The following is a 23,475-nucleotide window of genomic DNA, read 5'->3' on the forward strand; positions in this document are numbered from 1 at the left end:
AATCTATTCCATAGAGAATTGGAGTATGCTAAGAAACCATAGAGAATTTAATTTTTGAAACGATTCGAAAATAGATTCAAAAAAAGGTATTGGGATGGCTTTCCCAATACCTTACAGGCAGTTGTTCTATTACGAGTTATGATGTGCTGATGAATAATCTACGTGCTGCTCCTGACCAAGAGGTGCTCTTTTGATAGAGAAGATGGCACAAGCTAATGCACAGAGAACTAGAATCGTACCAAAGCTTGCTAAGTGCATAACGGACCCTGTCCAAGCAAACATGGCGCCTCCTACTGCTGATCCGATGGAGATCCCGATTTGCAGGGCAGCTGTATTTAAGCTTTGCTGAATATCAGATGATTGAGGATCTGCCTGAATTAAATAATTTTGTAATGGTGGTGTCAAAGCCCAGCTCAACGCCCCCCATAAAACCGTAAATACTAAAAACAGTGGCAAGGCAATAACTGTATAAGGAATAGTAAATAACACAATGGCAAAGGCAGAGACGATTAAAATAATAGCCTTGCTTGTGCCAATTTTATCACTCACCCAGCCTCCTATAGCGTTCCCGCTAACAGAGGCAATACCGAAAATTAAGTAGCAAATACTAATCCATGAGGCACTCAGATCAAATGCTTCTACTAAAAATGGTGTTAAATAAGCGTAGAGCATGTAATGACCCGCTAACATAAACAGCGTAGTTAACTGTGCAGTTAGGATTTTCAAATTCGCCAATGATTTGATTTGTGCCTTCAGTGGCACTACTTCTCCGATTGGCATTTTTTCAAGCAATAAGGCAATTAAAACCATTGAAATCGTTGACAGGATACTAATACCTAAAAATACAGCACGCCAGCCAAACGCTTCTGTAATAAAAATACCCATTGGCACACCGATTACAAGCGCGGAACTTACGCCCATAAAAACAAGCCCTAATGCTTTGGCACGGTGGCGAGGCTCTACGATTTTAGTAGTAATCGTTAATGATAATACGATGACTAACGCTGTACTCATCGCTGTGAAAATACGAGCAATTAGCACAATGATGAACGTTGTACTAAAGAAGGTCATTAGATTCCCTAACGTGAAAATAAATAAAGAAATAAGGAATAAGCGCTTCCGTTCCACCTTGGCTGTCAAGGATAGTAGGACTGGCGCAGAAATCGCATAAACCAGTGCAAAAATTGTGATTAATTGTCCTGCTGTTGCTAATGATACATGTAAATCCTCTGCAATATTTGGCAGGATTCCACCAACAATTAATTCAACTAACCCTACTGCGAAGGTTGTCACTGCAAGAATATAAACTCTCCAATTCATCGTAATCTCCCTTTCATTACACTTCCATTTTTGTAGGAGATTTTTTTTAAACATAATAAAAAAATCCTGACTACAAAAATGAAGCAAAGTTTTGTAGTCAGGATTTTATGGTTCCTGGTAGAGACCCTCAATCCATATTATTGAGGTTATACAGATCAAATATTTACTTTAGCTATAGTAGCACATCAAAATTTCATTGACAATAGATTTTTTTCATAGAATGAACGCCATCATAAAACCGTGGAATCGAGAGAAAATTTTGAATTTCTGCTTATATTTCGACGAATTTGACCATACATATTAACATACAATAACTATTTTAAGAGGTGATTGTTTGCGCATAGTAGGATTTGTTTGCTATTTTTTAATACTATTTTATGGCGTAGAATTAGTAGTAGAAGAGTTCACGATTGAAGAACCAGCAATCCATTCTCCAGCAAAAAGTAGGCCGTCGCCCATTAAAGAAACCGTTGAAAACTCAAGAATTTGTGTCTATTATCCCACGTATAAAAGCTGTACAGATTTACCCCAAAATTAAAAAGAGGCTACTCAAGGGAGTGACCTCTTTTTCATCATTTTGAACCAATATGAAAATGGCTAAATGGATATAGTATTAATTTTGATTCACCGTAAACTGCATCCTCGGAAATTAAACCATAATGGCGACTATCACTACTTTTTAGGCGATTGTCACCAAGCACAAAAAACATTCCCTTTGGCACTTCTTGTTCATTCACTAATTGTTCCAACGTAAAGTTTTCCGTAATGCGTAATTGATTAGGATCCTCTGTTTGGCGATTGACATAATCTTCTTTGTACGCTTTGCCATTGACATACAATACATCATCTTTCATTTCGACTTTATCTCCTGGAAGACCAATTACACGTTTAATATATAACTCATCCTCTACAGGTGATTGGAAAACAATTTGATCGAAACGTTCGATTTTACTTGTTTTACTTACAATAATAATATCCTTATCATGATACGTCGGATACATCGATGCTCCCTGCACTTTGATCGGCGCAAATAAAAATTGCTTACAGCCAAAAACGACAACTGCTGTAATGACAATAATTTTAATGTAGGATATTATTTCTTTTTTAAAATTAGATGTTTTTTCCTCTTGCATGCTCATTCCCCGATACTGTTTTTTTATATAGTATAACATTTTCTCTATACTATTGACGAATGAATCACATAAATAGTTTCCAATTTATTGACTAAACTTTCGTATAATTGCGTCCAGATTTTTTCATGCTGACGAGTAAAAATGAACCTGTGATACCTGCTGAAATAACATAAAAAATAGACAAGGCTACAAGGTAGCATTGTCTAAAAATGAACGTTTTAGTTGTTTGGTCATTATGAATGGTTAGATAGTGTAGTAGAGTGACGCTGCTCGTTTAATAAATCTGCTGCTAATACGATACCCACTGGTAATGCAAATGCTAATAAAATTGTGCCTATAATCATCACAATCACTCCTTTAACCATTTCTAATGTCAGTATACACTTAATTTTCTGATATTTCAAGAAATATTGGAAAATGATTGATGAAGCCATAAAAAAATCATTCAACTAGGCATGCGCCCTACCTGAATGATTTTTTATCTCTTACATAAACAATTTTAAACACAATACTTGTAGGCCTCTTATCGCTGATTGGACTGGATTTTTTCGCACTTTACGTTTAGGTACATAGCTTTGCATGCAATGATTCAGTGCTGTATACCTAAGCACCTGGGTCCTCCCATTCATTCATCTCCCTCCCTTCATGGCCCAAAGTTGTAGCTAACTTACTTACTTTTTTGTAAATGATTTTTTAAATCTATTTGTATTTCTTCAAGCTCTGTCTCATTCGGAATGTAGTACCAAATATGGTTAATCCTTTGACCATCCCCCTCGTCAAATGACAACTGTTCAATATCTGCATCCATCTTTTTATAAAGACCTTGCAGCTGAATAAGATCCTTGACAGAAAAGTTCATACGCACATTATCACCTAGAACATTCAGCATATCTGTTGCTTTTAATAACGTAGATGGTGTAGAAGCTTTTTTCATTACAGCTTCAATAATTTGGCGCTGACGAATTTGGCGACCAAAATCACCGCGCGGATCTTCGTAACGAATACGTGAAAAAATCAGTGCCTCATTACCGTCTAACGTAATTTCTCCCTCTGGGAAATGATATTCATCAAAAGTTAAATCCATATCATTATTGATGGTTACGCCCCCAAGCGTGTCAATAATTTGTAGAAAACCCTCCATATTAATAAACACATAATAATCAATAGGTATATTTAGAAAATTTTCCACTGTATCTACAGCCATCGGAACGCCACCAAAGGCATAGGCATGATTAATTTTATCAACGGTATCATGACCAATAATTTCTGTACGTGTATCACGGGGAATACTAAGCATTTTCATTGTCTGTTTTTCAGGATTCACAGTAATCACAATCATAGTATCGGAACGGCCGCTATCATCTTTTCGTTCATCGACCCCAAGCATGAGAACCGAGAATGGTTCTTTTTTGATCACTGTTTTTTCTTCGAGTTGTGCAGCATCAGTTGTTTGAATAAGTGGTGTATTTATTTTATTCATAGTTTTTTGGATGGTAAAGTAAGCAGCACCTATAAAAATTAAAAATATTGCTAGTAGGCTACCGACTATCCACAGCCATAATTTTTTCTTGCTCTTTTTCTCTTTTGAGCGTTTCATATTTTTTTCCATACATTAGTCCTTTCTTGCTTAACAATTTTGCCCCTCTTTTTGACGTATTAAGTTGGAAAAAAGTTTATCTAGTCTACTTATATGCATAATGGACGAAAAAAAGACGTACACTAGTATTTACTAAATTAACAGCATACTATTCCCTCATTTGTAAATTCCCTTCCTATTAGAGCCACCTATTAGGCTGACATCCACTTTATTTATTGAAAATTCATTATTATTAATATATAATCTTAAGATACACTGTATCTATAATAGAAACAATTAATATAACTTATTTTAGGAGGAATGACCCTATGTTTCAAAATAGAAGAGAGAAACTAGTTTCCTATATGCAGCAACAGCAAATTGATGTGGCGATTCTTGTACCTGGGTCGAATATGTCTTATTTTACAGGTCTCCAGTTAAAGCAAAGTGAGCGCTTAACGTTAGTGGCTATCACGGCTAACAATCAATTATATTTTCTAGTACCACAAGTAGAACTAACAAAAGTTGATACGGAGTGTGCGAATGCTATCGTATCTTATTCAGATGAAGAGGGACCGACACAGGCCATCTGGCAATTTAAAAAAGAGCTGGGAGCGTCGCAAACACTTGGTGTGGAATTTGACACGATGCACGTAAAGGAACAAAAAGCAATCGAACACCTTACATATAACAATTTATGTGACATCGGTGAATCCATTCGTGAACTCCGTATGAAAAAAGAGCATCATGAAATAGCCTTGATGCGACAGGCTGTACAAATTGCAGAAGAAAGTCTTGAAGCAACATTGCCAACGATACGAGCTGGTGTTTCAGAAATGGAAGTCGCTGCACAATTAGAATATGAAATGAGACGACGTGGTTCAGAGGGAACACCTTTTGGAACCATTGTGGCATCAGGTTACCGAGGAGCGCTTCCCCACGGCAGAGCAAGCATGAAAAAAATAGAGACAGGCGAATTGATCGTCATAGACTTTGGGGCCATTTATAAGGGCTATGTGGCAGATATGACTAGAACGGTAGCTTTAGGGGAGATTTCTCCAACTTTAAAAACGATTTACAGCATTGTTAAACAAGCCAATGAAACGGCAATAGAAGCGATCAAACCAGGCATGACAGCACATGACATCGATGCTATAGCAAGAGGCATTATTCACGCCGCAGGCTATGGTGACAATTTCACACACCGACTTGGCCATGGTATTGGTTTAAGTGCACATGAGGAACCTTATATCATGCAGCGTAATCAGCTAGTATTAAAACCTGGTATGGCATTTACAGTGGAGCCAGGTATCTACGTTCAGGATGTCGGCGGTGTTCGTATCGAGGATAATTTAATTGTTACAGAAAATGGTTATAAGAATTTAATGACCTATCCGAAAGAATTAATCATTTTATAAGGCTGGTGCGCACAATGTTAAATATGATGAAAATACAAAAAGATATGCCGCTACTAGAGCACTATATTTATTTAAACACGGCTGCTGCTTCTGCCATGCCCCAGCCAGTAGTGGATGTAATGGCTAGCTATCTTCAAAAACAAGCGAGTATTGGTCCCTACTTCCCCTCTTTTCGTCAAGAAATATATGCACAGGTAGAGCGTATACGAGAGAAAAGCGCATTATTTATCGGCGCCAAAAAAGAAGAAATTGCCTTTGTGCCAAACGGTTCAATGGCTATTAATTATATAGCAGGGGGCTTGCAATGGGAACAAGGTGATGAGGTCATTGTGCTCGATACAGAAATGTTAAGTAACTATGTGCCTTGGCTTGCCCTTCAGCAACAAGGTGTTCAGTTAAAAGTTTTGAAAACTAATGCGGAGTATCTAGTAGATTTACAAGAGCTGGAGCAACTCATCACGCCACACACAAAATTGATTGCCTTTGCCCATATGTCCAATGCTGCTGGTGCACTCCAGCCCGCCAAGGAAATTTGTCAGCTGGCACAGCAACACCATGTATTAACATTGATTAATGCCAATCAAACTGTTGGTTTAACACCGATACATGTTGCAGAGCTTGGCTGTGACTTTTTAGTTGCCTGTGGCCGAAAATGGTTGCGCGGCCCTGAGGGTTCAGGTATTTTATATGTGCGCCAAGCGCTTATCCCAGCACTCACACCTATTATGATTGGCTGGGGTAGTACCCAGTGGGATTATCAAAACGATGAGTATTCTTTTTTAGAAACAGCGAAACGTTTTGAGCCAGGCTGTCCAATCATCCCAAGTATTTTGGGATTGGGAGCAGCGATTGACTATGCCAACGCTATTGGTATTCACTCTATTTATGAAAGAGTACAACAATTAACAAACTATTTAGTGGAACAGCTCTCAACCATCCCAGGTATTGTGTTATATGGTCCACAAAATAGTGCACATCGATTATCCATTACGCCGTTTAATATAGAAGGGATTTCTCCAGATGAGCTAACGAATGAATTAGCAGAACGTGGGGTCATTATTGAGGCTGGTACATTTATGGCCAATGCCATTATGGAACGTAATCAGATTAGTCAAATGGCTCGTTTTTCCCCACATTATTTTAATACGTTTGAAGAAATAGACACGGCTGTATCGTTCATGAAGGAAATCAGAGCAAAGGCCCAAGATAGATATTAACTATCTTGAGCCTTGTTTCAAGCTTATTCATGATACAGCTTAAAGCTATACTGATCGAAATAACGTTGAATATTCATCGCTCCATATTGAAGAATATTCACCATTTCAGGTAACTTTTCCTCTGTTGGTTTACGATAAATAGGTCCTGCAATCGTTAAAGAAGCAATTACTTCTTTTTTGCTGTTAAAAAGAGGTACACCAAGCCCAAAAACAGAATGAGCATATTCCCCCGTCGAGAAGCACCAGCCTTGTTGTTGAATTTTTTCTAAATCGGCTATCATTTCTTCGGGGTCAGTAATCGTTTCTGGGGTTAATCTTTTCATACCATGCTCCATAATCTCCTTCTTCCGATCCTCAGGTAGATAGGCCATGATGACTTTACAAGAAGCCCCAATATGTAGTGGTGTTCGTGTGCCCATTGACACCGAAAACTTAATTGTTTGAGAGCCTTCAGCTATTTCCACGGTGACGCCATCTTTGCCATCTAGCCAAGTTAGAAATACCGACTCTTTAATGGTTTCTGCAAGATTTTTCATAATTGGCAAAACAAAATCAGAAAGATTTAATTTATCTTTCACCATCTGACCATACTCTAAAAAACGAAGCCCTAATTCATATTTTTTTGTCTCAGGATTTTGAATCAGAAATCCATGACTCTCGAATGTAACTAAAATTCGATAAATAATAGAATGACTAATATTCATCTCCTTTGCTAATTCACGCACACCCCATGTAGGATTTTCTTTATTAAAATATTTTAAAACCTCTAATGAGTTATCCAATGTTTTTAATGTCATTTCACACCTCGATTGTCTCTATAATAGAACCGTATCTTGATTATAAAATGAAGCTGGACAATTTTCAATAAATTCAACTATTTTACAATTAGATTTTAAACAAAATATTGAGTTCGGGCATCCTATCTGTTTAGAGTGATTCTATTCGGGTAAAAGGTGCGCTCTATCCTTCGGTTTGGATATCCTATCCGTTCAAAGCTATTCTATCGGGTAAAAGGTGCGCTCTATCCACTAGTTTTCCTGTTCTATCCTTCACATATTGAGTTCTATCCTTCACATATTGAGTTCTATCCTTCACTTTGAGTATCCTATCCGTTCAAAGCCATTCTATCAGGCAAAAGGTGCGCTCTATCCACTAGTTTTCCTGTTCTATCCTTCACATATTGAGTTCTATCCTTCACTTTGAGTATTCTATCCGTTCAAAGCCATTCTATCGGGCAAAAGGTGCGCTCTATCCACTAGTTTTCCCGTTTTATCCTTCACATATTGAATTCTATCCTTCAGTTTGAGTATCCTATCCGTTCAAAGCCATTCTATCAGGCAAAAGGTTCGCTCTATCCACCAGTTTTCCCATTTTATCCTTCACATATTGAGTTCTATCCTTCACTTTGAGTATTCTATCCGTTCAAAGCCATTCTATCGGGCAAAAGATGAGTTCTATCCACCAGTTTTCTTGTTTTATCCTTCACATATTGAGTTCTATCCTTCACTTTGAGTATTCTATCCGTTCAAAGCCATAGACTTCCACCACCTATGACATTAATATAAATATCCAGCAAAAAGAAAATCAACTCACCTCTATAAAATTTCTTAGAGGCGAGTTGATAATTAGCTAGTCATTTTTCTGTTGAATTCCCTGTACTAATTTCTCTTGAATCAGCAAATATTGGGCAATTTCCTTGTCATCTAATACTTCAAAAAGCTGTACAAAGACCTCTTTCCCGATGGATTGAGCCTTCGCCAAAGCTACTTTCCCCTCTTCCGTAATTTGCAAGCGAATGGTGCGGCGGTCAGATGGATCATAAAGTCTTTCCGCTAATCCAAGCTTAACCAATTTTTCTGCAATGCTTGTCATAGCACCTTTCGTATAGCCAATGGTTTCAGCTAATTCTGCTTGTTTTTGAGGGCCTTTAACATGTAGCTCGTTTAACACTAAAATCGGTGAAATTCCTAAAGGATATGGAAACGCTTTTGTAAAGCGTATAATATTGGCATTATTCACCTGTTCAATCATATGAATGAGTTTAAAAATATTTGTCTGTTTCAAAAAAATCCTCCTCGAACGCCCAGAACTAATGAAGCATTAGTGAACCTCCATCCACCATAATCGTTTGACCCGTGATGTATTGGGAATCGTCAGAAGCTAAGAAAACAGCTACTCGACCGATATCTTGCTCAATATCACCAAAACGACCAAGTGGAATTTTACTTCTAACCGCTTCATAATATTCTGGTTGTGCTTTTGCCCATGCCTGTACACCTGGTGAATCCGCAAGTGGACTAATGATATTGACATTGATACCAAAACGTCCCCATTCATTTGCGGCAACACGAGAAATACCGCGGATTGCTTCCTTAGCTGCGGCATAAGCTGCCTGTGTCTCATGGCCTTGAATACCTGCCCCAGATGCAAAGTTAATAATATTGCCCTTCGTTTCTTTTAAATGTGGGAGTGCTGCTTGCATTAAATAGAAGGTTGGATAAAAACCTGTCCCAAACGATAAATCAAGATCTGCCTGTGTTGTTTCTTCTATTGTAACTTGTTTCGCAGCATGAGCGTTATTAACTAGCACATCTAGTTTACCGTATTTTTCTACGACTGTATCAATAATTTTTGGTAATTGATCGCGTTCCATTAAATTCGCCTGCAAAAACATAGATTTTGGTGAGATTTCTTGCAATTCTTTTGCCATTACCTCACCCGCCTCTGCATTTAAATCAACAATTGTAACGACAGCCCCTTCCTTTGCCATTGCTTTTGCCATCCCACTACCGATACCGCCTGCTCCCCCAGTAATGATAACCACTTTGTCTTGTAGTTTACCCATCGCTAACACATCTCCTTTTCTTTCATTCCTAAATAGTTTAACATTAAACTATTTAATTTTAAACTAAATTGCTTTACCTTTATCCGTCACTACTATCACTTTATAATCATTCAACTAGCTATTATTTTTTGTTAAACGAATAAAAAGAAAAGCCTATTTTGGAGAAAGGTTAATCCAAAATAGGCTTTTCTAAAATTGATCTTTCCTGCAAGATAGTGCCGATTACTCTTTTCAAAACTTCTATTTCTGATTTGATATTACACCAAATATAGACCCTTTAATGTATGCTTGTCCTTGTAATGACTCTAATTGCTCTGGTGTGCCCGTAACTACTGCCCCTATCATTTTCACATCACTTTTATCAATGGTTCCTTTTTCCCCTATTAAAGCTTGATAAACCTGGTTTGTTTCCCATTCGAAGTTCTTGCTTTTACGAAGAAGCTCAATGTTTCGAATAAAGGTGTCAACCTCGTCACTTGAAGAACGTCGAGCTTTTGGTTTTGATTGCTCTGATTGAAACCCATAAATGTACGGATAATTGGCTGCAATCGTATTCTGTCCTTGCTTCAAAAAATTTATGGTATCCTCTGTAAAGGTATCCACCCACCACCAATCTACTTGTACATCAATAGGTAACTTGCTTTTAATCTCATCAAAACTATATGCATTGTCAAAAGAAATTGCTAGTTCTACTAAAGTATTTTTTTCCAATTGATTCAGTTGGCTGATACTATCTTGATAATTATCGTATGAAATCTTTGGATGATAAAAAAACATTTCTAGATCACCAGTGTAGTCATTAAACCGTTCGAATTGATTTGTTTCTGCTAGTGATTCTGAACTTTCTATTTGGATGGAGCTAGAGCCGTAACTTCGTGTAAGCGTTCCAAATAGATTATAATCACTTTCGATAGGCTTCCAAATATATGGTCTATGCTGATCTCCAAGTACCTTATATGTTGTTGTTTTTATTTTGCCTCCAAACAAATTATAGTCATATATCTGATTACTAATTTGAATATTTGGAGCACTTATTTCGTTAAATAAATGAATGTCATCCATTACTTTTTGAGCACTATTTAACGATAAATGCCTAAGACCATACCACAATACTATTAGAACAAGGGGTGTAACGATGAGTGTTATGCTAATAATTTTTATTGTGGACCAAAACTTCGCCTTTCTCATTATTTTTTTCGTCTGTTTCTCATCAAACAAAAAATCATTTTGTTCTTTATTCATAATATATATCCTCCTTAAATCGTTCAGTAAATTCTTCCCTAGCACGTCTGACATGCGTTTTTAGTGTGTTTTCATTTTTATTCATTAAGGTAGAAATTTCTTTGTATGACAATCCCAACTCATATTTCAGTATTAATAATTCCTGATGCAAGATGGATAGCGTTTCAAGTGTGTCTCGTATATCCTTTAATTTTTCCTTTTTTAGAACCTGAAAATCAGGAATATGAATCAATGAAGTCAACTGAACTTCATCAAATTCTGTTGTTGGATGACGCTTTTCTTTTCTTTTGAGATCATAAAACTGATTGGTTGCCACACGATATAGCCAACTCATTACTTTATCTGACTGAATCCCATTTCTATGTAATAAAAATTTATAACATGTATCTTGGACGATATCTTCTGCATCCTCATGGGCTAATCCACGTTTTCTCAAATAACGGTAGAGCAGAGATCCTACTTGCTGCAGAAACTCATTCATTGATTGATTTACCATGTCTACCTCCCTTCTGCCTATACAACGCAGAGCTCAATGAAAAGTTTACATATTAAAAAAATTTCTACTAAATATTTCAGTTTACCGAAAAAATACAACAAAAAGGGAGCTGTGCATAATGGATGCTATACGGGGAGAGATTTCAGTAATATATTTATTGGTTTAGCTTTCGGCTTGTTTATGCACGATACCGTTCAGCTTCAATGGAAAACGACACGTATCGGTGTGGTAAGTTGGAAGACTACTAGATTTATTGGTTCAATTTATTCGACTAATAAAGATGCCGCGAAGACAAATCTCGCCAAAGCACAGTTCTGGTTTTGCAATGTTGGTTTACTATTGCTTTTTCTTGGCATGATAATGTACCCTACTGGTTATTTGAGCTTTTCATAGCAGGGGGTGGCGTTGCTGTAGTGCTGTCCGTTCTGTTGTTTTTTGTCAATATCTTTCCGTATGTAAGTTAAATAGGAAAGCCCCACTTTTATGAAGTGGGGCTTTCCGTAGATTTTATTGTAAGGAATTCGCTTGCATTTGATACATTTTGTTATAAATACCGCCAAGTGCTAGCAGTTCATCATGCGTGCCATTCTCTATAATTTGTCCTCGATCAAGTACAAGGATACGATCGGCATTTTTAATCGTAGACAGTCGATGGGCAATAATAAATGTTGTTCGTCCTTTTTTCAGGACATCCATTGCATGCTGAATAATTTCTTCCGTTTCCGTATCAATATTCGATGTCGCTTCATCTAAAATTAAAATCGCTGGATCAAAGGCAAGTGCCCGCGCAAACGAAATCAGCTGACGTTGCCCTGAAGATAACGTACTACCCTTCTCAATCACTGGCTCATCATAACCATTAGGTAAGTTCGATAAAACCCGTTCGCCTCCTACAGCATTTAAAGAAGCTTCTATTTTTTCGGATGATATATTAGGGTTGTTTAAGCCGACATTTGAAGCAATCGTACCTGTAAATAAGTAAGGATCCTGTAGCACTATTCCCATATGTTCACGCATCGTTTGACGAGGAACAGAGGTGATATCAATGCCATCAATGGTAATTTTGCCTTTTGATGGGTCATAGAAGCGGAATAACAAGTTCATAATGGAACTTTTTCCAGAGCCCGTATGACCAACTAAGGCAATCGTTTCACCTTGATGTGCCTCAAATGATAGGTTTTTCAGCACGTATTCATTGTCTTTATAAGCAAAGGAAACATCCTCGAAAACGACATTGCCTTTATATCGTTGGAGGCTTTTTTCAGAGACAGGCTCACCGTCTGTATCTAGCACCTCGAAAACACGTTTCCCAGCAATTAGAGAACGCTCAAGCTGAGAAAATTGGTTCACGATGTTCGTAATTGGATTAAATAGCTTTGTTAAATAATCGACAAACGCATACAAAGTACCCGCTGAAACCACTTGGGTTGCTGTAAATGATTGCGTACCAAAATAGAAAATAAAGACCGTAAACATAATTAGTCTTAACGTATTCACAAGGTTAAAGGATGTGGCTGAATCGAGCACTAATAGCTTACGTTCGTATGCATAATGCTCATTATTCATGTCATCAAATTCCTTCGTCATTTGCTGCTCACGACGGAATGCCTGAATAATGGTCATGCCTTGAATGGATTCATTAATCATGGCATTAATGTCAGCGATTTTTGTACGAATGACATCATTATACTTTGAGGCAAATTTTCGATACAAAATCATCCATACGTAAACAATAGGAATCATCGTTAAAGCTAGCATTGCCATTTTCCAGTTTAAAATAAAGAGTGCGATATATACACCAATGATGGAAATAAAGCTCGTAACAAAATTGGATAGCACCTGTACATATAAATTACGCACCGCTTCTGTATCATTTGTTACACGCGCAACAATTTTACCTGCTGGTAAATTATCGAAATACTGAATTGGTAAAGTTTGAATATGCTCAAAAACATCCTTACGTAATTTTTGAATGACGCGGTTTGCACCAATTTGTAAATAGATATACATAAAATAGCGTAATATAGCCGTTGCAATGGCTAACAGTAAATAAACGAGTAGTAGCCATGTAATCGGTTTGATTTCAATATGACCAATTGTCATGTAATTATCAATAATATGCTTAGCAATAAATGGCCCAACAAGCTCCGTAAATACGGCGATTGTAAGGAAGAATAAGCCTAGTAATATCGGCTTTTTAAAATGCATCGCATAGCGTGTTAAACGTTGACTCGTACTCATGAGGCACCCCCTTCTAGCTGCTGACGGTCAAATTGCTCTTTATACCATCCTTGTTGCGAAAGAAGTTCCTCATGTGTTCCCTGCTCTACGATTTGTCCATCATCCAACACGATGATAACATCCGCATGCTGAATACCAGATAGGCGATGCGTAGTAATAATCGTCGTTTTCCCATGACGTTCACGCTGAATATTTTCAATAATTCTTGCCTCTGTCTTGGCATCGACAGCCGAAAGCGAATCATCAAGCATTAAAATTTCAGGATCTTTAATCAGTGCACGAGCAATAGATACACGTTGTTTTTGACCGCCTGAAAGAGATACACCTTTTTCCCCAACAAGTGTTTCAAGGCCCATTGGTAAATTTTCTAAATCTTTTTCAAAATATGCGGCACGAATCGCCTGCTGTAATTCAGCTTGTGTCGCATCTTCTTTCCCAAATAATATATTTTCACGAATAGTACGTGAGAATAGCACATGATCTTGCGGCACATAGCCTATCCAATCAAGAATCTGCTCCTTGGTTTGAGAGGTGATGTCGATACCGTCAATGGAAAGCTGCCCCTGTCCGATTGGATACTCTCGCAATAATTGGCGAAGGAAGGTTGTTTTTCCCGCACCCGTCTTGCCGACAATGCCCAGCGTTTGACCTTTTTTCAGGGCAAGTGAAATTTGCTGTAAGTTTTTCACCTGACTCATTGGATATTGGAATGTTAAAGCATCAAAACCAATTGCATTAGGTGTCGCAATCATTTGTGGATTCGGAATATTTTGAACATCTGCATCATAGTTCAATGTTTCCTGCACACGATCCAGTGAGGCATTCCCTTGCTGCATAACATTGATGAGCTCTCCAATCGCAAAGATTGGCCAAACCGCTAATCCTAAATACACATTAAATGTGACCAGTTGCCCAACCGTCATTGCCTCTATCGCCACTAAATGAGCCCCGTAACCGAGTGCTACAACATAGCTAATACCTGTTCCGACTTTCGTAATCGGGCCGAATAATGCATTAATTTTAGCTGTATGAATATTTTTGGCATACACAATCTCACTCATATCCGCAAAATTAGCCTCATCCTTTTTTTCCTGCACATAGGCGCGCACCACTCGAACTCCTGCAACAGATTCCAGTACACTATCGTTCAGCTCACCAAAAGCGTCTTGAGCCTTCATATAGCGTTCATGAACAATTTTACCTAAATATTGTATGAGGATGGCCATAATAGGAACTGGTAACATCGCAAAAAATGTGAGCTTCCATGAAATCATATAGCCCATCGCAAAAATGATAAAGCCCATATAAATCGTTGAATCAATCAACGTCATAATGCCAAAACCAGCTGTCATGGATACGGCATTTAAGTCATTTGTTGCTCGTGCCATTAAATCCCCTGTACGGTTTTTCTCATAAAACGTTGGGGTCATGCGTAAAAAATGCTGCATTAAATTTCGACGTAATATTTTCTCAAGGTTTATAGCTCCTTCAAATAGTCGGAATTGCCACACAAAATTTAATAGATAGCCCCCAATAATAATCCCAATAAAAATGAATACATATTTTGTTAAAATAGCTGGTGTCATTTCTCCTGCAGTCAATAAATCGATAATGGAGCCTAATAAATATGGAGGAATGACCTCTAATCCACTGGCAATCATGAGTACCACAATGGCAACCGTATATTGCTTCCAGTATTTTTTAAAGAACCAGCCTAATTTACTTAACACATCAAACATACATTATAACCTTCTTTCTTCCATGCTGTTGTGGATGACTACCCACTTTCTAGAAATTCCTTTTTGAAAATCATTCGTTGTACTGTGTTTCTCATATACATACACTCCTTTTTAGTATTCACTACAACCTTTTTGGCATGAAAAAAGACACATACCCTAAAAAGAGCATGTGTCTCTTATAAAAGGCAGGATTGAACCCATACCTTTTTATGCAATCTTAAATAAGCGTTAGGCATGGACAATGTATGTAACTGTAATTGAATTTGATACTAATAAAATTAACATTGTCATGCCCTCCCTTGGTTTATTTGTTATAGTGTTCTTGAAGATTATCACACTATAGAAATATTTGTCAACTATCACCCTGTTATTTTTTTATCATTTTCAGGAAATAGTTAGTGCTTTAAAGCGTTGAATTATTGAAAAGAACCAAAAGGAAAGCATAGGCATAAGTGGTTGATTGACTTTAACATTACAGTAAATGTTAGGTCGCTTATATTGACCAAAAGGATGAAATGAACAAAAAGGGTAAAGAGAAAGAAAGTTCCTTCACAAGATTCAAGCACTCAAGGCTCGTTTCTTTTACAAAGCTATTGGTCATAACAAAATGATTATTACACGAAATCATTTTATAGGAAGGCTAACAGAAGAAATATTTCTAAAATTTTCATCTCATGATACACTTTCAATATAGTCATTTTTAGTAAGGGGTCTTTACGTTGAAGACATTTTTAGCAGTTAGCATCGGCGGATTTTTTGGCGCAATCAGTCGATATGGTCTTAATCTGATTTGGCCAAGCACAAACGGTTTCCCTTATACAACACTTTGTATAAATATAGTTGGATGCTTTTGCTTAGCATGGCTTTTCACCACTTTTATAAAACGCACACCGATTGTAGTAGGACTTGGGACTGGCTTTTGTGGTGCTTTTACTACTTTTTCGACATTTTCCTTAGAGACACTGCTCCTCCTTGAAAATAATGAGTGGCTACAGGCTGTACTTTATGTTGCCGTAAGTGTTTTAGGAGGACTAACAGGTGCATGGCTGGGGATACGACTTGCAAGGGGGCGCATGGTATGATTTTGGTCGGGATTGGGGGAATTTTTGGCGCTTTGTCAAGATTCTATTTAGGAAAATTACTTGTACATCCATATCCATGGGCAACTTTTATTATTAATTGTACAGGCTCCTTTGCACTTGGTTTTTTATTCGCCCTGCATGTCGGTGACTGGTTGTGGCAATTGATAGGCATAGGCTTTTTAGGAGCCTACACGACATTCTCTACGTTTGGGTTTGAAACACTACAGCTTATAGAGCAACAAAAATGGAGACAAGCCATTAGCTATATTGCCAGTACCTTGCTAGTTGGAATTCTATTTGCTGCTATCGGTTATCTTGTTGTGTAAAGAGGTGATATGTATTGACACAGCCATCAAATGAGCAACTCCAAGAACTTGAAGCTGAAATAGAACAAACACTCTATTCACTTATTGAGCTAGAATTAGAAGAAAATTATGCCGCAATGAATACACAATTTGCCTATTTACTAGCAAAGATTCAGGCAGCACGGCTAATTGATTACAAGCTGGATGTTCTCGTAGAACCTCAAGCTTATACAACGGAAACTTGTATTCTGCTACAAAGCTTAATTGAGGCCAAGACGAGGACAAATAAAAGGCATAGATTATTAACACACCGTATGATTTTAAAAATATGGTTACGTAAAAATCAACGATTCATGAGGGAATTTTTACCTCAAATGTTTTAGGCGCCTTCTAGTTTTATAAGGGCGCCTCTTTTAAATGTATACGTTCTTTTCCAAATAAAGTTGTCTGTTGTAAAATATCTAAATTAATATAGATGTTTTTCCTTCTATCATCATGGGCAGTTTTGGTTGACGGGATATACCTCAAGGCTCGCCCCATCGCATGCTGTTGCCCTTAACCTACTGAAAATAGGAAGTCCCTACTACTTTCAGCAGAAAAGGAAAAAGTTCGATTTGGAAAACGAATCGTTCTCCAATCGAACTTTTAAGGGCTTTAAGAACAACCTTTTTTTATGTTGAGGTTCTATAATTTAAAGTCGTTATTAACTGCTATTTTTTTATAGCTTCATACGTAAATACCTCTGAACCATTTGTTGGATATTTATTATACTCATAATCCGCAGAAATCGTAACATCTTTAAATCCAATATCTTGTAAAATTGCTCGAAACTCTTCTACTCCATACCACTTTAATGGGAAAACTTCTAACTCAGTGTCAATTAGTTTCGTATTTTGCCATTTCTGATATTTATTGTGAGTAATAGTAAATTGATTAATGTAGTCCACATCTACCAATACTTCTTCCAACGTTATAGAGTCACCGTCTTGATTTTTTAATATTCTAGTTGAAACATAACCCTTCTCAAACGACTCAGGAAGAAAAGTATCTACTATTAAGCGGCCTCCATCCTCTAGGTGATCATAAAAACACTTTAAGGCTTTTAAAGAATCTTCTCTTTGATGCAATAATAGGAACGAGCCAGTCGGAATAATAATCGCCTCATATTTTTGTTCCAAAGAAAAATTGCACATATTTAATGAATATAGATTTGGTGAAAGCTCTCTTTCTGCACAATTTTTTTTGCATAATCGTAACATGTCATCAGAAAGGTCAAAACCTTCAATATTTAGCCCTTTATGCAATAGAGGTATTAAGATACGTCCATTACCAACGGCAGGCTCTAATATCTTTCCCTTAACGCCTTCTAACCTTTCTGAATAATACTCTACATCGCCAAATGTTTTACCAATATATTTATCTATATCATATAATTCTGTAGATAAACTACCATAAAAACTTACCATCTCTAGTCTCCTATCTAGCATTTATTTATTTTCTGTGCTTGTACTATTTTCTTTTGTTTTAAAAGATCTCTATTTTCTCTTTTATCCTTTAATGTCTCCGCCCCCTCTTCTTTATATCTTTCTCTTAATTTATATCGCGGAAGATTTGTAGGTACTAAGCTTTTCGAAGGTTCAGCCTCTAAAAGCTTTGAAACGCCTGTTGATTCGTATGATTTTAAATCATACACTTCAGAGAAATAACTATCGGCTGTACCTGACTCATAGTGCTTTATCTCTGGATAAGAAGAAATAACGCCTTCATAATTTCTTAAAACGACTTTCTCAGGACTGTGAGAAAGTATATAATTTGGCTGTAAAGCTATCTTCCCACCTCCGTTTGGTGCGTCTACTACGAATGTTGGTACAGCATAACCAGAAGTATGTCCTCTTAAAGATTCAATTATTTCCAATCCTTTAGAAATAGGCGCTCTAAAATGGCTAATCCCTTCAGACAGATCACACTGATAAATATAGTATGGTCTAACCCGGATTTTAACTAAATCATGTACTAATTTTTTCATTATTGGCACGCTATCATTTATGCCTGTCAGAATAACAGATTGATTCCCAACTGGAACCCCCGCATTGACCAATTTCTCACAGGCTTCTTTCGCTTCATCGGTTAATTCTATCGATGTATTGAAGTGTGTATTTAGCCATACAGGATGATATTTCTTTAAAATCGTACACAAATCATCCGTTATTCTTTGAGGAAATACTACTGGTGCTCTAGTACCAATTCGAATGATTTCAACATGCGGTATGTCTCTTAAACTGCTTAAAATATATTCGAGAATTTTGTCATTAATTAATAAGGCATCTCCGCCCGATAATAAAACATCTCTGACTTCTTTATTATTCCTAATATAATCAATAGCTCTATCAAGCTGCTTTTTAGGTACTGCCATCCCCACCTGTCCAGAAAACCTTCTTCTTGTACAATATCTACAATACATGGAGCATTGATTGGTTACCAAGAACAATACTCTATCAGGATACCTATGAGTTATACCTGGTACAGGAGAATCTTCATCTTCATCCAACGGATCTTCTAGATCATAGTGACTCTTCATAATTTCAGCAGATAATGGAACAGATTGCATGCGTATTGGACATCGTACATCATCTGGATTCATTAAAGATGCATAATAAGGAGTTATATTCAAAGGTATTGTTTGTAGAGAAATTTTCACTCCTTCTTCTTCTTCAGCAGTTAAGTTTACAACTTTCTTTAAATCATCTAACGTTTTAATAGTGTTCGTTAATTGCCAATGCCAGTCATCCCATTGCTCTTGGGTAATATCTTTCCAAAGTTCAATTTCCCTATAATGTCTTCTTTCACCTGGTTTAAGTTTAGTCTGCATGAATCACCTCTCCTTTGATGTTGGTATAAATAGTCATGAGTTCCTTTGTCAATTCTTTCGCAGGCTCCTCATTCTCACTTAAGTAAAAATGACCACCATTAAAATACTTACACTTATAGTCATTGAGCGTCATTTTCTCCCATAGCTTCACTTCCTCATCAGGAACTGCTGAATCTTGTGCACCTAGCCAAAGTTCCATTGGATAGTTGATAAATGCTTTGTCATCGAATTTAAATGTATCAAGTAAATGAAAATCTCTGCCTGTAACATCAACGATTGAATTAAACAGCTTCGAGTCAGACTCAAGCTCATTTGGCACTCCACCTAGCCTTCTAATATCTGCTATGACACTTTCCCTCGTTCGCCTCGTAAACGGAGCTTCAGGATGCGTCGCATTATTAGATACAGTTATAGGGGACCTAGCAGCTGAAATGATTAATTTTTGAATATATTGACTTTTATCATCCAGTAAACTTGATAAAGCATAGACAAATAGTCCACCTAAACTATGACCAAATAAAACGGCTGGGCGATCAATATAATGAAATACTGTTTTAAAAAGATATTCTTTTGCCTCACAAAATGTTGATAGAAACGGTAAATCATTAGTCATTCCTCTACCAGGTAATTCGAACAAACATACTTCTATATCTTCAGATAAATCTCTCACTAAAGGAACCATCGAAAGTGCCGAACCTCCAGCATGATGAAAACATAGCAATTTTAATTTTGCATGTGGATTTGGGTTATATACTAGATATCCTTTTTCTTGTTTCATCTTCACAATCTATGACCACCTATTATTTTCATAGCTTCCTCCACTGAAAGCTCGCCTTGTTTCACTTTTTCAAGTACTTCAATTTTGCTGTAAGATGGAACAGTACTTTCTTGGATAGGCACAGCTTCTTTTCTAGCCGTAATTTCTTCTACAAACCGATTAATCGTTGGATATCTGAAAAGATCACCAACTACAAACTCATACGAAGGCAACACTTTTCTAAGTAAGTTATATAATTTCAGTACAATTAAAGAATGGCCACCTTGATCGAATAGGCTACGATTCAACTGTACCTTTTTTCCTAAAACTACTTCCCATGTCTCTCTTACAATATCAACCATATCTCCTGACATTGAGATAGTCGATGTATCGGTTAACTGATTAAGTAATTCTTCAGCTTGTTTCCTTAGCAAAACTCTATCAATCTTGCCATTCGTATTGCGGGGTAGCCTTTCTAAAGGAACAATAATATTCGGAATAGCGAAATCCGGAAGTATCTTAGAGATACTACTATTAATGGTCTCAATACTTTGGTCTGTTCCACTTATAAAGGCAATTAAAGTATTTTCACCGTTATTACTTGGAAGACAGATAACAAAACATTCCATACCTGGTTGAAGGGATAATAACGCGTTCTCTACTTCTCCTAATTCTAATCGATAGCCTCGAATTTTTACTTGCTGATCACTGCGCCCATAAAATTCAATCACTCCATTAGCGTTCAACCTAACTAAATCACCAGTCCGGAAGTAGTTAACATCATTCAGAGTATAACTATTTGAGGTAACTAAACCCTCCTCGGTTACATAGCCTTTTGTTACTTGTTTCCCTCCAATGTGTAGTTCACCTATCATGCCAGGGGCTACCGAATTACCTGATTTATCAACAATTCTCACCATTGTTCCTGGTAATGGTTTACCTATTGGACAAAGTCCGGATTTAGAACTGTCATGATTGTTATTACACGTATAAACTAGAGACTCAATTGTACATTCACTTAGACCATAACCATTGTAAAAATTGACGCCGTCCCAAAGCATGTCACATATTTCATTCTTTTCTTCAAGTCTGAACGTATCAGCACCTACCACTATCGTTTTTAAATCTTTTAAGATAATATTTACCTCATTTAAATAGTGAATAAATTCCCTTACTAAAACAGGTGTTGACTCCAAAAACGAAATTTTATATTTAGCTGCCATTTCTGCTAAATATGCCATATCAATTCTTTTATCTTCCTCGCAAACGAACAAGCAGCCATTCGTTGACCATGCCTTCAGCAAATCACCTAAAAAAACATCGGATGTCCAACTCCCTAGTTGAAGAACATGTTGTTCACTAGAAAGGTCATAAAATTGTTTCCAGCTTTGGATTAGTTGTGACAACCCTTCTGTTTTTAATGAAACGATTTTAGGTTCCCCTGTACTACCAGAAGTAGAAATATAATATGCCACATCTTCCGATTTAAATCTGTAAGCCTCGCTTATCATTTCTTTTTCATCCATACTACGTTCAATAATGGTTGGAATGTTATCTAGGAATAATGATGTTTTTGGCTGCAATATGTCTAATGTACGTTTAGTTCTTGCTTCAGGTATACTCGTATCAATAGCACACCATGCCGCACCTATTGTCCAAGCAGCAAAAATACCGATTGCTGTTTCAATACTTTTCTTTCCTACCAGTGCAACTGTATCCCCGCTCTGTACTCCTTCTTCGAGCAGTTGATTTGCCACAATATTGCTATATCTTTTCACATCACGATAACTTAAATTTCTTTGACCATCTGAAATGGCTAAGGAATCATCCCTATGGTCTCCTAAAATGGATTGAATTGAAAAATTTTCAGACGTAGTAGAAAATTCTGTCGTCAAAACATTTTTTAAATATAGCTCTTCGCCTTGTGTTAAGTTAATATTTTGGACCAACATATTATTATAGTTATCTATATTTTCAAATATATACTCAAGTGAATCTAGAAGTCTTAGAAGCTCCGTTTTCTCATAACGTTGTTGATCCCAACCTAATCGTAAGCATATGGAGTCTTGCGTAATATCAAATGTTACCGATAATGGATCAGAGCTTGTTCCATATTGGTGAACCAAATCACCATTCTTTTTATTATTTAAAGTTCCCTTGAAATTTTGGAAAATAACAGAGGTTTTAAAGATTTCTGTATCTCCAGACACCCCACCAAACTGTAATAATTTAGAATACGGAACTCCGCTGTTTTCAGAAACATCTTGCAGATGATCCATTGTCTGTAGACATACTTCTTTTAATGTTAGTTCATCTTCTATATCTATTTTGACGGGTAATGTGTTTATAAGCATTCCATTCATATCACTCGACTCTATTAATTGATATGGTCTTAATGCAAAAGTCGATCCTACGTATAGCTTATTCGTATGTTGATATCGATTGATTAACACGCCCCATATTGTTAAAGCAATACTTGAAGTTGTAACTCTATTCTTTATGCTATAGGCATGAAGATTTTCTGCCGCTCTCTTGCTTAACTCTTTATCGATATACATGAATAATGGCTTTTGAGTAATATGTTGTGACTTTTCTATAGCTAATGTTTCGGCTTCAGCTAAATCACTTAATACATTTCCCCAATATTTTTCCAGTCCTTTTTGATACATTGGATCACTAATATAATGTAAATAAGGTTCTATATCTGGACGAATGGCTAATGAAGTGACATCCTTATTTAACAGCTTAAAGAAATCTTCAAGTGTTTGAGCAATTGACCAACCATCCATAATGATATGATGATGCACCCATACTAATAAGTTTTTAGATGGTTTCCAATTTTGAATAAGATAAAATTGTTGCGTCTTATTCAGCATCGTTTGCTGTAGCCTACCAATCTCACTTTTAAACCAATTCTCTATATTCATAAATTCATCTTGAATCCTTAAATAATTAACCTCGACTACATTGATGTCTTCTACATTGTTTTGAATAATTTGGATTGGTTCTATCTCTTGCTGCCACTCAAATTTTGTTCTTAATGCTGGGTTGGCTTTGGCAGTATTTAACCAAGCATCTTGAATCTCTTCGAATGTAAATGAATTAGGAATTTCATAAGATAAAATTTGCCAATATGCATCTGATGTTGGGTCCTTTAACGTTTCCATTAACATAACTAGCTGCAATGGTGTTAACGCGAGTTTCTTATCATTTTGTAGCATTCTATACTAACCTC

22 protein-coding genes and 1 riboswitch are annotated in these 23,475 nt (G+C 36.8%); of the genes, 7 read left to right on the plus strand and 15 right to left on the minus strand.

The genetic code is table 11. From position 1 onward, the window contains the following. Positions 1-129: 129 nt before the first annotated feature. Positions 130-1,320 carry an MFS transporter gene (locus tag MHI22_RS05920; protein ID WP_036129111.1) on the minus strand — a complete coding sequence of 397 codons (1,191 nt, stop codon included), beginning with the start codon at positions 1,318-1,320 and terminating at the stop codon, positions 130-132. A gap of 74 nt (positions 1,321-1,394) precedes the next feature. Further along, a riboswitch (purine riboswitch) is annotated at positions 1,395-1,494 on the minus strand. Positions 1,495-1,654: 160 nt separating this feature from the next. On the opposite strand from MHI22_RS05920, the gene MHI22_RS05925 reads away from it, so the two are divergent. After that, positions 1,655-1,858 (plus strand): hypothetical protein, encoded by a 204-nt coding sequence (locus MHI22_RS05925; protein WP_036129108.1) that lies wholly within the window; start codon positions 1,655-1,657, stop codon positions 1,856-1,858. A 34-nt stretch (positions 1,859-1,892) separates the two neighbouring features. Here MHI22_RS05925 and lepB read toward each other — a convergent pair whose 3' ends face one another. From lepB to MHI22_RS05940, 3 genes are all read right to left on the minus strand, one after another. Further along, positions 1,893-2,453, minus strand: coding sequence for a signal peptidase I (gene lepB, locus MHI22_RS05930; RefSeq protein ID WP_338654622.1), 561 nt, complete (start codon positions 2,451-2,453; stop codon positions 1,893-1,895). Positions 2,454-2,686: 233 nt separating this feature from the next. After that, the gene (locus tag MHI22_RS05935) at positions 2,687-2,797 is read right to left on the minus strand and encodes a hypothetical protein (protein ID WP_036129103.1); all 111 of its coding nucleotides are present in this window, start codon (positions 2,795-2,797) and stop codon (positions 2,687-2,689) included. A 323-nt stretch (positions 2,798-3,120) separates the two neighbouring features. Beyond that, positions 3,121-4,062: an LCP family glycopolymer transferase gene (locus MHI22_RS05940; protein ID WP_340811365.1), complete on the minus strand. Its 942-nt coding sequence runs from the start codon at positions 4,060-4,062 to the stop codon at positions 3,121-3,123. 296 nt (positions 4,063-4,358) lie between these two features. On the opposite strand from MHI22_RS05940, the gene MHI22_RS05945 reads away from it, so the two are divergent. Both MHI22_RS05945 and MHI22_RS05950 read left to right on the plus strand, forming a co-directional pair. Continuing rightward, positions 4,359-5,447 (plus strand): M24 family metallopeptidase, encoded by a 1,089-nt coding sequence (locus tag MHI22_RS05945; RefSeq protein WP_340811366.1) that lies wholly within the window; start codon positions 4,359-4,361, stop codon positions 5,445-5,447. Between the two features lie 14 nt (positions 5,448-5,461). Beyond that, on the plus strand, positions 5,462-6,664 hold the full coding sequence (locus MHI22_RS05950) for an aminotransferase class V-fold PLP-dependent enzyme (RefSeq protein WP_340811368.1): 1,203 nt from the start codon (positions 5,462-5,464) through the stop codon (positions 6,662-6,664). A 23-nt stretch (positions 6,665-6,687) separates the two neighbouring features. Here MHI22_RS05950 and MHI22_RS05955 read toward each other — a convergent pair whose 3' ends face one another. The 5 genes from MHI22_RS05955 to MHI22_RS05975 all read right to left on the minus strand — a co-directional run bounded on the left by MHI22_RS05955 (position 6,688) and on the right by MHI22_RS05975 (position 11,247). Further along, positions 6,688-7,461 carry an IclR family transcriptional regulator gene (locus tag MHI22_RS05955; RefSeq protein WP_036129090.1) on the minus strand — a complete coding sequence of 258 codons (774 nt, stop codon included), beginning with the start codon at positions 7,459-7,461 and terminating at the stop codon, positions 6,688-6,690. A gap of 832 nt (positions 7,462-8,293) precedes the next feature. Next, positions 8,294-8,728, minus strand: coding sequence for a MarR family winged helix-turn-helix transcriptional regulator (locus MHI22_RS05960; protein WP_036120548.1), 435 nt, complete (start codon positions 8,726-8,728; stop codon positions 8,294-8,296). 25 nt (positions 8,729-8,753) lie between these two features. Continuing rightward, positions 8,754-9,509 (minus strand): SDR family NAD(P)-dependent oxidoreductase, encoded by a 756-nt coding sequence (locus MHI22_RS05965; protein WP_036120550.1) that lies wholly within the window; start codon positions 9,507-9,509, stop codon positions 8,754-8,756. A 240-nt stretch (positions 9,510-9,749) separates the two neighbouring features. Then, the gene (locus tag MHI22_RS05970; RefSeq protein ID WP_340811369.1) at positions 9,750-10,751 is read right to left on the minus strand and encodes an anti sigma factor C-terminal domain-containing protein; all 1,002 of its coding nucleotides are present in this window, start codon (positions 10,749-10,751) and stop codon (positions 9,750-9,752) included. Then, positions 10,744-11,247: an RNA polymerase sigma factor gene (locus MHI22_RS05975; RefSeq protein WP_058844585.1), complete on the minus strand. Its 504-nt coding sequence runs from the start codon at positions 11,245-11,247 to the stop codon at positions 10,744-10,746. Before MHI22_RS05975 ends, MHI22_RS05970 begins: the two co-directional genes overlap by 8 nt. Positions 11,248-11,283: 36 nt before the next feature. Here MHI22_RS05975 and MHI22_RS05980 point away from each other — a divergent pair, with 36 nt between their 5' ends. Beyond that, positions 11,284-11,640 (plus strand): hypothetical protein, encoded by a 357-nt coding sequence (locus MHI22_RS05980; RefSeq protein WP_340811371.1) that lies wholly within the window; start codon positions 11,284-11,286, stop codon positions 11,638-11,640. A 114-nt stretch (positions 11,641-11,754) separates the two neighbouring features. On the opposite strand, the gene MHI22_RS05985 is transcribed toward MHI22_RS05980, so the two are convergent. Beyond that, positions 11,755-13,488 carry an ABC transporter ATP-binding protein gene (locus MHI22_RS05985; RefSeq protein WP_036120553.1) on the minus strand — a complete coding sequence of 578 codons (1,734 nt, stop codon included), beginning with the start codon at positions 13,486-13,488 and terminating at the stop codon, positions 11,755-11,757. Further along, positions 13,485-15,227, minus strand: coding sequence for an ABC transporter ATP-binding protein (locus MHI22_RS05990; protein WP_036120555.1), 1,743 nt, complete (start codon positions 15,225-15,227; stop codon positions 13,485-13,487). The genes MHI22_RS05985 and MHI22_RS05990 overlap by 4 nt, the downstream gene beginning before the upstream one ends. Positions 15,228-15,946: 719 nt before the next feature. Here MHI22_RS05990 and crcB (MHI22_RS05995) point away from each other — a divergent pair. From crcB (MHI22_RS05995) to MHI22_RS06005, 3 genes are read left to right on the plus strand one after another with little or no spacing between them, the layout of a single operon-like run. Continuing rightward, entirely contained in the window at positions 15,947-16,309 is a 363-nt protein-coding gene (crcB, locus tag MHI22_RS05995) for a fluoride efflux transporter CrcB (RefSeq protein WP_036120558.1), read from the plus strand. After that, positions 16,306-16,635, plus strand: coding sequence for a fluoride efflux transporter CrcB (gene crcB, locus MHI22_RS06000; RefSeq protein ID WP_036120561.1), 330 nt, complete (start codon positions 16,306-16,308; stop codon positions 16,633-16,635). Before crcB (MHI22_RS05995) ends, crcB (MHI22_RS06000) begins: the two co-directional genes overlap by 4 nt. Positions 16,636-16,649: 14 nt before the next feature. Next, positions 16,650-16,997 (plus strand): hypothetical protein, encoded by a 348-nt coding sequence (locus MHI22_RS06005; RefSeq protein WP_036120563.1) that lies wholly within the window; start codon positions 16,650-16,652, stop codon positions 16,995-16,997. A gap of 327 nt (positions 16,998-17,324) precedes the next feature. Here the strand turns inward: MHI22_RS06005 and MHI22_RS06010 are convergent, their stop codons facing one another. The 4 genes from MHI22_RS06010 to MHI22_RS06025 are packed head-to-tail and all read right to left on the minus strand — an operon-like array spanning position 17,325 to position 23,461. Further along, positions 17,325-18,080: a class I SAM-dependent methyltransferase gene (locus tag MHI22_RS06010; protein ID WP_036120565.1), complete on the minus strand. Its 756-nt coding sequence runs from the start codon at positions 18,078-18,080 to the stop codon at positions 17,325-17,327. A gap of 14 nt (positions 18,081-18,094) precedes the next feature. Then, on the minus strand, positions 18,095-19,483 hold the full coding sequence (gene ablA / locus MHI22_RS06015) for a lysine 2,3-aminomutase (protein ID WP_036120568.1): 1,389 nt from the start codon (positions 19,481-19,483) through the stop codon (positions 18,095-18,097). Beyond that, complete coding sequence (locus MHI22_RS06020; protein WP_058844597.1) at positions 19,473-20,261, minus strand: thioesterase II family protein; 789 nt, start codon at positions 20,259-20,261, stop codon at positions 19,473-19,475. Before MHI22_RS06020 ends, ablA begins: the two co-directional genes overlap by 11 nt. Positions 20,262-20,263: 2 nt before the next feature. Continuing rightward, on the minus strand, positions 20,264-23,461 hold the full coding sequence (locus tag MHI22_RS06025; RefSeq protein ID WP_249645918.1) for an AMP-binding protein: 3,198 nt from the start codon (positions 23,459-23,461) through the stop codon (positions 20,264-20,266). Between the last annotated feature and the right edge of the window lie 14 nt (positions 23,462-23,475).

The sequence above is a fragment of the Lysinibacillus sp. FSL L8-0312 genome, from assembly GCF_038003285.1.
Lineage (GTDB): Bacteria > Bacillota > Bacilli > Bacillales_A > Planococcaceae > Lysinibacillus > Lysinibacillus fusiformis_D.